Here is an 8,362-nt window from a genome sequence, read left to right on the forward strand (position 1 = left end):
AGGATACTATGCAACATCAACTTGACATGCTTGCGTCAGTTTGTGCTGATGAAACACCCGTTATTCATGCGTCTTCATTGATTGCAAAAGGGGATAAATGGGATCAAGTTTGGCAAACACTCAAGGAAGATGAAGAACTAAACTTCCGAGATGCCACTAGAAATACTTGTTTGTCTGAGCTGATTGAAAGTTCTGTACAGGCAATCTACGCAGCTTTGCTAGACGGGTGGACCATGATGCTTGGTTACTCATCTGGCAAGGACTCTGAGACAGTACTGCACCTATTTTTGATGGCTCTGGTAAGGGCAGTTAGAAATGGAGAACGTATTAGCCAACATCATTTTATCCTACACACTGATACCGGGATAGAGAACCCAGAAGTTCACTGGCTTGCTGATGTGAAACTTGAAGCGTTAGAACGGTTTATTAAGAAAGAAGCGATTCCTCTTAATATCGTGATCGCTAACCCAGGTATTACACAGAGTTGGACTGGAAGGGTGCTTACTGGACGTGGACTGCCTACGTTTTCCAATAGTTCAGCGCGTCAGTGTTCACAGGAACTGAAAATCACATCAGCAAGAAGAGCTAAAGCTGCCTACGTTAAAGACCTTCCTAAGGAGGTTCAAAATAAGGTTTGCTTGATGTTAGGAAGCCGTGATTCTGAAAGCTCTACTCGCGCTGCAAATATTGCCAAATTTGGCGGTTCAGCAGCAAAAGTAGTGAACACTAAGCACGGTGGAGAGCTGTATGTGATCAAACACTGGCTGATGTCTGATGTGTGGGATTTTTTATTAAGCTCGGGAGCCGATGCTAAATACCCCTTACCAAGTTATCTAGCGAGTAATAACACTACTGCACAGCTTTACAAAGAAGCAACGGGCGAGTGTGTTATTGGAGCTGCGGAGAAGCGTAAGAGTGAAGCTTGCGGAGCCCGTTTCGGTTGTTGGGCTTGCCAAGCTGTCGGGCTCGATAAGAGTATGCAAAACATGCTGTCTTCTGATGAAGATAAGTTTGGTTATATGGCCGGACTCAATCGTATTCAGAGATATCTAGCAAAGCGGAGGTATGCCTGGGAAGACCGACATCCCATCGGTCGGACAATATACGAGGGGGGGTACATTAAACTCCAACCTGATGTGTATAGCCCGAAATTTCTAGAGCGCTTGTTGCATGTTTGCGTATCAATGGATTATGTCGAGGCTAAGCGAGCTATGGAAGTAGCTGAGAAGTTAAACCTTGGCTTAATTGAAGACACAGCATGGAATCGACGTATGGCCGAACCGCAGTTTCGAATTGTTTCTGAGTCTGCGATCTGCCATATCGACTTTATGTGGTCTTACCATCATTTCAATGACAAACCGTTCCATGCTCTTGAAATTTATCATCGAGTTTGGACTATGGGAGAACTTGATCTTCTGGAAGATGAAGTACACCAACAAGAAGTCCCGAGAACACCGATACCGAAACCGTTATGGGTAAAGGTTGATAGGTGGGGGGATGGTAGTCTTTTTGATGGTCTATCAGATCCGCTTGCAGAAATGACATACTTTGATGGTGGCGATGACCCACGCGCAGCTAGGGTTATCAACACTAACGATGGTGTCAGACGAGTGGTAAGCTTCGCAGAAGAAAAAGAGGTTGTAGTAGAAGCAGATGCAGCCAATTTTATTCTATGGGAAGAATATCCTCGATTAAGAGAGAAGGTATTATCTGGGATGTACACACCAGGATATGCCGCGCAATTTTACTTGCGATTTGGTGCGATCAGCTTCGCTAAAGGAAAAGGGTCTATGTATCATAAAATGATGCAAAGAGGACAAACTTATCATCAAATGAGACTGTCCGGTTATCAAACGATGGAAGGTGTTTCCTCTCGCCCTGATCTGAAAGTACTAACCGATAAAAAGTACAAGGCGCTGGTGGCTCGAAAGATTAAAGCAAGAATTGCAAAAGTAAGATGGTGGTTGAATCTGGATCTAACGATTCGTGTTCATTTAGTGAATAAAACATTCACTGGGCAATGGATTGAAGATCAACTAAGAGCCGAAGAAGATGCCCAGCAACGTGAAACAAGAAGTCAGTGGTACAACTCACTTCGTGATCAGTTTTGGTTAGCTAGCAACGCATTTTCTATGTTCTTAGAAGTAGAGAAAGAAAGTAAGTCTCGACCAGAGATATACCGCTATTACCAAGCAACGAAGAGCAAGGCAATTGACTTGGTTGCCTCTGCTCATAGTGCCATTGGGCAAGAATGGTTGAGTGAAATCATGGTGGCTATAAAAAGTGAATTTGAGGCAGCAAAACAGTGTCTTGAAGATGGTTCATCATTAACATTCGATGACTATCCGCATTGGGTCCACCAACTGTCCAAAAGACAACCAGAACGTTTGTTACGACACATTTCGCTATTGATAGTTCGCATGAACCGCGTAATCCTTAGCGTAAAGGAACAAGATGCTCTGAAAGATGAAACTCAATTGGCTCTTCCATTAGTGGCTTAGCAAACAAAACCCCGGCATCGCTGGGGTTTTTTACTTTTCGCCAACATGGGCGTACTTGTACCTATCAATCATCTTTACTCCAAGATTCTCTACTAGTATAGCAAACCCGTTTTCCCCCAAACACTGACAAACTCTATGGTATGCTAAACAACACGGTCTAATTCCGTGATGTGTGTTTTTCACTATCTACAAGGAAAAAACACACATGATGACCAAATCTAAAGCTAAGGCTCGTAGCCTTTCTCCCAGAGAAATAAACAAAGTCCTTAAACGCTGTTTATTAATGTCTAATGCAGAGCTTAAACGGGCAGCATTAGCATTGTCATTTTCTACCCTTCGGGTATCTGAAGCAGCACAGATAATCGTTTCTGATGTTCTATCACCAACAGGCGAGATTAAAACCGAAATAGCGTTAAGAGCTGCGTTGTGCAAACGTAGGAAACCTCGCGTTGTCTGGTTGAGCAATCAGGCTAGAACGCTGTTACAGGAATGGTTTGATTACCGAAAATCTAAACAGTGGGCGACGACCTTTTCTACGGAGTACCAAGGGCTAAATCCCAAGTCCAAAGTGTTACTAAATCAGTCTGGACGCTCCTATTCAATGAAACGCAAGTCTCGAATCAACAAAGCAGGTGAAGCAGTTGACTATTTAGCTTGCGATACCCTTGAGTTACTTATCAGAAATATCTATCAGCGTTGTGGTCTAAAAGGCTGTTCGTCGCACACAGGGCGTAGATCTTACGGCACGAACATGAATGGCTTAGGTATCGAACTGTCATCCATACAACGGGCGTTAGGTCACGCTGATCCAGCAATGTCATTGGAGTACATTGATATATCCGGTGAGCAGTTATCAAGTGTGTGAGTAGAATAAAGTTTCGTTACTAAGTAATAAAGAATCATACTGAGTATTAAAGATTCATACTTAAATGGCAGCGATCAGAGTACACTGCCATTTCTAAAACGTTTATGCCCCAAAATGAGTTATAGCCAAGCAACGAAGGTGGTCAATATGCCGTACAACCCCATTTTGTTCTCTACGGCATATCTATTGTCAACAGTATGACAATCTCATCTAGTTATTTTACAGCATACTCTTCGAAAATAGCCTTACCAATTTCATTAATAACTTGATTACGTTCTGGCATAGAAAGGTTGGTTTGTGTCAGGTAGATGCTAATGATTAATGGCTCGCGCTCGTCAGTCCAAATTGCTGCTGTAATACCGCGCGAACCGTTAGCTCCTGCACCAGAACGATCTGCAATAGACCACCCTTTTGGTAAAACAGAACGGAGTAAAGAATCGGAAACAGTGTTCCCTTGCATCCATTCCTTAAGTTGTTTTTTTGAATTTTGAGCTAATACATCTTCGAATAAAATATGATATAGGGTCTTATTCATCGCATTTGGCGTCGTTGTATCACGTAGGTCATCAGCTTTGGCTTGGTTTAGTTCAGGTTCAAAACGATCTAATTGAGTTACTTTATCTCCGATCAAACGTAGAAAAGCAGTGACACCCTGTGGGCCTCCGATGTGCTTTAAGACTATGTTTGCAGCAGTATTATCACTAGTCTTCATCGTAGCTTCACAAGCATTTTCAATGGTAATTGAACTGCCAACCATGTTTTTTGTTATTGGTGACCAAGCGATTAGTTCATCGGATTTTACTGGCGCCATTGTACTTATATCTAAAATGTCTCTATCAGAGTCCTGTAGCATTTTTGCACATGCTAATGTCTTGAATGTACTCATCATAGGGAACCTTTCATTCCCTTTATAGTGCCATTGTTGATCCGTTGAATCTAAAACTGATACGCCTATGCGTCCCAAGGTGCGTTGTTCTATAGAATAGAGCGAGTCGTTCAATGTTGAAGCGGTCGATAAAAAAGAAATGAACAAACAGCTCGAAAGTAAGATTGATTTTTTCATGATAACTCGACTATTTATGTAATAAGACTGAATTTACGGAGCGTAATAATACAGCCCGAAAGATATAAATCAACAGCGGGTCATATTAAGTTTGTATGAAAAGATGAGTGTGTTTATGGAGCGTTATTTTCTGCTCGACTTAGGATGAAGGAAGCGCTATCTGAATCTCATACGCATAAGTCAACTATAAGTTGTGAATAACTCATTTCTGTCCAGAAACGTGTTTGAATGGGGCCAATCAATCTGTGGATGCTCAAGACAACCAGTATGATACTTTATTACTCAGTTGTAGCGTGACTCAGATTTTGTAGTAGGAATTAGTATGAATCTTTATTTCTGGGTGAGTATCATTTAGAACGGTACAAACAGGGTTACTTGACTGCTTAGTATGAAACTTTATTCCTCTCCTACATCAAGGGCGGCTGAATTGGCTTTTTAATTAACAATATATAAAGTAAAATACTTTAATAGTTGATTGTATAATAAAGTAAAACACTTTATAGTGAGAGTTATGAAACTACAGCAATATATTGACCTGTTTTACGATGGTTCAAATACCGATTTTGCGGTAGCCCAAGGCGTTAAACCTCAACAGGTAACGCAATGGAAAAACAACGGTTTCATTGTTGTCGAGCACGTTTTATATAGTCCACGACGTGAATTGGCAGAAGTTGAACCACCAAAACTGAAACGGAATATACCTTTGCCAAGAGGCAGAGAACGCAAGACTAAGGGGTAAATGCATGGATTTTGACCACTTTGCTGTTATCAAAGAAAAGGCAGAATTTGACCTAGCTAACAAGGACGAAGTGTGGCCGACTTGTTGGGTAAAAAAACGAACAGGTAAAATTATCGGACTAGCATTTCCTTTTGGGGATGATGCTGAAAAGCAATACAACATATTGAAGCTGAGACGCGCAATTCAAAAGCTAGATGCAACTTCATATCTTCTTGTTCTGGAAGTCTGGAAATCTTCAAACCCCAATATTGCACCTCGCTTATCTGATAACCGTGAAGAACAAATCATGTTCGTTATAAATGATGGTGTGAAAGAAGAAACAGAGTTTTGGCCAATCAGTCGTAAAGAAGATGGAAGCGGCTACTTTACGGAACCGGCCCCGAATGATGTAGATATGATTTCTGGAACTATGGCTAATTTATTCGATATGTCTGACTTCAAAACTCTTTCATACACCCAAAAACGCAAGATTGATAAAGCCGTCGATAAGATGCTCAAAGGTAAATAAGGGGAAAGTCGATGGATCTACATCAATTAGCAAAAATGAGTGAAGCTGATATTGCTTCATGGGTTCGCGGTAATACAGACAAATTTTCGCTGATCTCTGACAGTGAGTTAGAAAGCACTATTGATGCCCGTGACCGTTGGGAAGAGCGAGCAACAGAACTAGCTAGGGATGTTGGTGCGCTACTCAACATCGATGTTGGTGAGCACAGTAGCGCGAATTGTCCTGTACAGAATGCCATTGATGCTGTTTATCAAGCAACTCAAAAGAAAGCCAAAACCGAGGCACTGAAAGAACGCCTTAGTGGTGTTCTAAGTGGCGATAGCCTTAATTAGTCACGTAGAGGGAAAATATGGCTTTCAATTTTGATGCATGTACCTTTGTTCAAAAGGGTTATGAGACAAGTAAAGGTGAATGGTCAGACTCAGATCTAAATGATATTGCCAAGCTTAAGTCTCACTATCCTGAATTAGCTCAGTGGGGCGAACTAGCTTTAGGGTGCGCATGGGGGGATTTTCGTGAAAATCATTAAATGAGACTGATAGTATCGGGCTAGGTGAGGCAAGACCGTTGTTACTAGATATTGATGAAATTCGCAGTGTAGAGCAGTTTCAAGTAGTCAATGCATTATCAAGCACAGTTAGTCGTGTAACTTTGAAGGAAGCGACCACAAACTTTAATGGCGACAACGACGAAATGTTCCTAGCCCATACTGAGTTCTACGTATTTGAGACTGTGAGTGAGATTGATCGTTTATGCAAAGGTGAAGCTGCTGGGACGAAATACAGCGAACTTAAAAGAAATCAATGGCAAGAGAATCTTTACAGGACATTATGATTATTTGCAATAACCATTTTGAGTGAGAACCAATGAAAGTAATCGAGAATAATACCCTGAACGAGTGTGCAGTATGTCAACAACCCACATTAACAATAGTAGAAAATGGACACCAAGCAAAACGATACCCTTTATGTGATAAGCACCACTCACAAATTGTGTACGTGAGAGTTATACAAGTAATACACCAATCTAAATTCAAGCGAGATGGAAAAACTCGAAAAAATGTCAAAGTTGTAGACACAAGAAAGAGCTTGGTTCGCTTTGATTTTTATTTTCGAGAATTAGCTGTGGAAGATTGTGGTAATTATATCTGGCTAGGCTCTAAAAGTGGGCCATCGGTACAGGCTGTGCATGTGTACCCTGACAAAAGAGATGTTACCGACTACTTACTGGCAAATCCACCTTTTAACGCAAAAGGAATCCAGTACCGAACAATACGTAAGACAAACGTATGGGATCGAGGGGATAGAAACGAAATCCACTTATCCAACATACCAGAACATCACTACACGAAGAAAGGCATGTCTCTCAACGATGCATACGCACTACTTGTGAAACGTAAGGCTGTAGTAATTCAGAAAGTTGGGGTTCTAGGGATTTTCCCCTCTAAAGTAACATAGAACGCTACAGGTATTATATTATATGGTCTGTGGCGGTGGGTTACCTTCCAATATTCTGCCATCTTATATAAACACCATCAATCATATTGGCGTTTATTCATCATGGCAATTAGTAATGAACTCTCGATTCTGACTCAGGCAGAACAACGAGACTTGTATTCAGCACCTCAGTTTTCTATTGAGGAACAACGTTTGTATTTTTCGCTAAACGATGTAGAACAGGCCGAATGCCGTACTATCAGGCTTACTAAACATCGTTGTTATTTCGTGGCGCTTCTGGGCTATTTTAAATCTAAGCCAGTGATCATTGCTCCGAGTTTCCGTGATATCAGTATCGACATGCAGTTTATTGCCTCCCAAATTCAAAGAGGTAAAGGGATCAGGCCTTTCAGTGTCAGTAAAATGCAGCGTGACCGTATTTACTCAAGGATACTGCGTCTACTAAATTACAATAAGTGGAATGAAAAACAGCACCTCAATGCTCTGTGCCACCACCTGGTTTACATTGGTCATGCCTGGCTGGAGCCTCGACACCTCTTTGATGCGGCCATTGAATACCTTGCCAGCCATAACATTGCCATTCCTAAGTACTCCGTGCTTCAAAGACTGATAAGCCGCACAATGCAACAGGTCAGAAAAGACCTGACGCTCCAACTGAATCAACTTACCAGTAATGAACTTAACGTCTTTCTGGACAACATAATCACTACTAAAGACGACGGGCTGAGTCTGAGCCATCTCAGGGGTGGTGCCAAAAGTCTGACCGTGCCTGAGCTTAAAAAAGAGCTCGCCATTTACCACCGGTTAGCACCATGGCACACGCAAATAAATGACGTTGTGGACAGGCTCAATCTGTCGCTAAAAAATCGACAACACTTCAGCGGCCTTATTGATTACTACGGCAGTAAAGTGCGGCGCTTCAAACGCTCACAGCAGCACCTGTGGTTACTGTGTCATCTGACAGAGCGCATGCAACTTGCACTGGAGCGCCTGACGGATGGGTTTGTTTACCATATCCGAAAACAACAGGAAGCCGCCAACGCCTTTGCACAACAAGCAGTGTTCCTGTCCTGGCAGTCAGCTGCGGACAATGTCACGAAAGCGGCAGAGCTACTTCACCTGTTTGTTGACGAGAATATTGATGACAATCAGCCCTTCTCAGTAGTCAGACAACAGGCATTGAAGGTCATGAATGACAGGGATATCCAGACCCTCTGCCTTTACCTGAA

9 protein-coding genes are annotated in these 8,362 nt (G+C 42.1%); 8 read left to right on the top strand and 1 reads right to left on the bottom strand.

The features are described from left to right. The first annotated feature begins 8 nt into the window (after positions 1–8). Positions 9–2,501 carry a phosphoadenosine phosphosulfate reductase gene (locus R7Z77_RS10765; protein WP_206970965.1) on the top strand — a complete coding sequence of 831 codons (2,493 nt, stop codon included), beginning with the start codon at positions 9–11 and terminating at the stop codon, positions 2,499–2,501. Between the two features lie 205 nt (positions 2,502–2,706). Continuing rightward, positions 2,707–3,366 (top strand): tyrosine-type recombinase/integrase, encoded by a 660-nt coding sequence (locus tag R7Z77_RS10770; protein ID WP_242533004.1) that lies wholly within the window; start codon positions 2,707–2,709, stop codon positions 3,364–3,366. 214 nt (positions 3,367–3,580) lie between these two features. Here the strand turns inward: R7Z77_RS10770 and R7Z77_RS10775 are convergent, their stop codons facing one another. After that, positions 3,581–4,429 (bottom strand): GMA family class A beta-lactamase GMA-1, encoded by an 849-nt coding sequence (locus tag R7Z77_RS10775; RefSeq protein ID WP_012774820.1) that lies wholly within the window; start codon positions 4,427–4,429, stop codon positions 3,581–3,583. A 511-nt stretch (positions 4,430–4,940) separates the two neighbouring features. On the opposite strand from R7Z77_RS10775, the gene R7Z77_RS10780 reads away from it, so the two are divergent. The 6 genes from R7Z77_RS10780 to R7Z77_RS10805 all read left to right on the top strand — a co-directional run. Next, on the top strand, positions 4,941–5,168 hold the full coding sequence (locus tag R7Z77_RS10780) for a hypothetical protein (protein WP_169649614.1): 228 nt from the start codon (positions 4,941–4,943) through the stop codon (positions 5,166–5,168). 4 nt (positions 5,169–5,172) lie between these two features. Further along, positions 5,173–5,676: a hypothetical protein gene (locus tag R7Z77_RS10785; protein WP_181726403.1), complete on the top strand. Its 504-nt coding sequence runs from the start codon at positions 5,173–5,175 to the stop codon at positions 5,674–5,676. A gap of 11 nt (positions 5,677–5,687) precedes the next feature. Continuing rightward, the gene (locus R7Z77_RS10790) at positions 5,688–6,008 is read left to right on the top strand and encodes a hypothetical protein (RefSeq protein WP_181726404.1); all 321 of its coding nucleotides are present in this window, start codon (positions 5,688–5,690) and stop codon (positions 6,006–6,008) included. 235 nt (positions 6,009–6,243) lie between these two features. Further along, entirely contained in the window at positions 6,244–6,510 is a 267-nt protein-coding gene (locus tag R7Z77_RS10795) for a hypothetical protein (protein ID WP_025624792.1), read from the top strand. Between the two features lie 32 nt (positions 6,511–6,542). Continuing rightward, the gene (locus R7Z77_RS10800) at positions 6,543–7,133 is read left to right on the top strand and encodes a hypothetical protein (RefSeq protein ID WP_181726406.1); all 591 of its coding nucleotides are present in this window, start codon (positions 6,543–6,545) and stop codon (positions 7,131–7,133) included. Between the two features lie 102 nt (positions 7,134–7,235). After that, positions 7,236–8,362 (top strand): DUF4158 domain-containing protein (locus R7Z77_RS10805; RefSeq protein ID WP_206926118.1); only part of this gene is annotated, 1,127 nt, incomplete at its 3' end.

The organism is Vibrio sp. 1401 (genome assembly GCF_033340295.1).